Source organism: Mesorhizobium sp. FG116, from assembly GCF_057809835.1.
Map to the genome: position 1 here is coordinate 1 of NZ_JBMDKS010000099.1, position 2,300 is coordinate 2,300.

The 2,300-nt window shown below is 62.6% G+C and carries 3 protein-coding genes; all 3 read right to left on the reverse strand.

Going from position 1 to position 2,300, the window contains the following annotated elements; translation table 11 throughout:
* A partial coding sequence (locus ACODTY_RS23820; RefSeq protein ID WP_488996649.1) for a Fic/DOC family protein occupies positions 1–843 on the reverse strand: 843 nt, incomplete at its 3' end.
* A complete protein-coding gene (locus tag ACODTY_RS23825; protein ID WP_488996650.1) occupies positions 840–1,121 on the reverse strand; it encodes a hypothetical protein in 282 nt (93 codons plus the stop codon). The genes ACODTY_RS23825 and ACODTY_RS23820, both read right to left, overlap by 4 nt.
* A gap of 122 nt (positions 1,122–1,243) precedes the next feature.
* A complete protein-coding gene (locus ACODTY_RS23830) occupies positions 1,244–2,185 on the reverse strand; it encodes a DUF2493 domain-containing protein (RefSeq protein ID WP_488996651.1) in 942 nt (313 codons plus the stop codon).
* Positions 2,186–2,300: the final 115 nt, after the last annotated feature.

The following is a 2,300-nucleotide window of genomic DNA, read 5'->3' on the forward strand; positions in this document are numbered from 1 at the left end:
GTGCGTGATCACTGCGCCGACGCGCATATTGGCAGCGGGTCGTTCCGAAAAATTCCTGTCCGAGACAGCCTGGACGGAACGACCATTGCCGACAAGCACCGTGTTGTAGGAGACGTCGAGCACCTGGCCCGACACCTTGTCGCCTCGCTTCGGAAAGCTGATCTCCGGCTTGTTCATGAAGCGCAGGACATGGGCGGTCTGCGAGGTGATGCGGCCGAGTTGGGGATGGTTACGGTCCTTGCCGATCTGATGAGCGGTGAGGATTGTTCTGATCAGATCTTTCGGCTGGCCGATGGTCGCACTGGCGAGCGCGTCGCGGGTTTCGGCGGCACGCTCCCAGAGCGTGTCATGATCGAGTTCAAAACCACGATCCTTCGAGAACTGGCGTACAAGGGCGCCGACGGTGCGCGTGTTACCCTCCCGGAAAGCATGTATCTTCCAGATCGCGCTCATGTGACTGGCGAATTTGGACGCGGATGTGAGCTTGTCCTTGTCGTCCCACTGGAATCGGGACAGCGCCGACATTTCGCGATCAAGGTCGGCGTTGATGGTTTTGTGGTCGCCATACCGGACGGATTTGCCGCCCAAGATGATTTCGGGCTTGTCCAGGTCGTAGATGCGGGGTTGCCCCGCCCATTGGTAGAACTGGCCGAAAATACGACGGTTGATTTCGAGGAAATGTCGGGCGTCGTAGCTGCCGCGCACGGGATCTTTGGCGAGATCGATCAGAGCCGCGTTCGTGATCGTGCGTTCGACGCGCTGGTGGGCAACGGAGTCCTCTATCCCGAGCCGATTGCGGAGGACGTCCGTTCCGGGATAACAATAGGGATCGTCGCCGCTCATGCGGCGACGGTTTTGAGACCGAGGCTATAGCGGCGAGCATAGTCGACGACGTCGTCGACCGTAATGATCCTGCGTTGCAGCGCCATGGAGAGGAATTCGTCCATCGGCGTCAGTTCGTTCTCGGAACCGCGCATGATGGCGCGGCTCGAGCGCGTGTCCTCGTCGGACATCGCCTCGATATGGCGCGTGAAAACATCTGTATTGCCGGTCGACAGAAATGCGTTCATGACCGCTTCGACATGTGCGCCGGTTTCGACAATTGCGGGAATGCTGGCCATGTCCTACGTCCTCCTGAGCACATGAATATAGGTATTTCGGGGCAATTTTTCCAGTGGAGACAGTCGATGGGTGGCCATGGTGGCGACCCTTTCGAATGAGAAGCGAGAGGGGAAGACGGCGCTCACGCGCCGTCCTCGTCGAACTCCCAGACGTTCAGGCCGAGGCGGCGAGCCTTGTCGCGCAGGTTCTGGGTGATGCCCGTTCCCGGGAAGATCACCACGCCGGTGGGCATCTCGGCGATGATCTCGTCGTTGCGGCGGAACGGTGCCGCCTTGAAATGGGTGCCCCATTTCGGCTTGAAGACGACCTGGGTGACGCTGCGCTTTTCTGCCCAACGGGCGGCAATCAGTTCGGCGCCTCTCGGCATCCCGCCATGCAGCAGGATCATGTCGGGATACTTCTCCAGGACCTTGTCGAGCCTCGCGTAGATCGGATCGATGTCGTTGTAGTCGACGCCCCCGCCGAAGGCGATCTTGGTGCCAGCGGGAACCATCACCTCGGTCTCGGCACGCCGGCGGGCAGAGAGGAAGTCGCGGCTGTCGATCATCGCCGCTGTCATGTTGGCATGGCTGACCTTCGAACCTGTGCGCGGCCGCCATGCCGATCCGGTCTGCGCCTCGAAGAGGTCGGCCGCATAGTCGCGCATGAACTCGAAGGCGTTGCGGCGCTCGAGAAGCGTGATGCCTTCGGCGATCAGGCGTTCCAGCTCGACGCTCTTCACCTCGGAGCCGTCCTGCTCCGCCTGGCCGGTGCGCTGCGCGTCCTCGTTGCGCTGAAGCTCGCGCTGGATGCGCTCGCCGGCGCGCTGGAAGACATTGACCGTCGACCAGAGCAGGTCTTCGAGATCGGGTTCCAGCCGCGTGTCGCCGAGCATCTCGAACATGGCGTCGAAGATCGCGGTCAGCGTCGACTGGACGGCCGGCTCCTCGGGCAACGGGCGTGGATCCGGCTCGTCCTGGAAGGGGCGATGGCCATAGAGCTGCATCTCGTAGATGAAGCGGTCGGTGGGGGAAGACGCGTGCTGGGGCTCGAAGGCATCGTCGGGAGGAAGCGAATGGTCCATGGTGGTCTCCGTCCTGTTGGGGCCGCGCCTCTCGCGGCCTGACGGCGATCCCCACCGCGCTGCGGTCGGGCCGGCACCGCGGCGCTTCAGCGCCGCGGCCCAGCGAAGCGCCGGA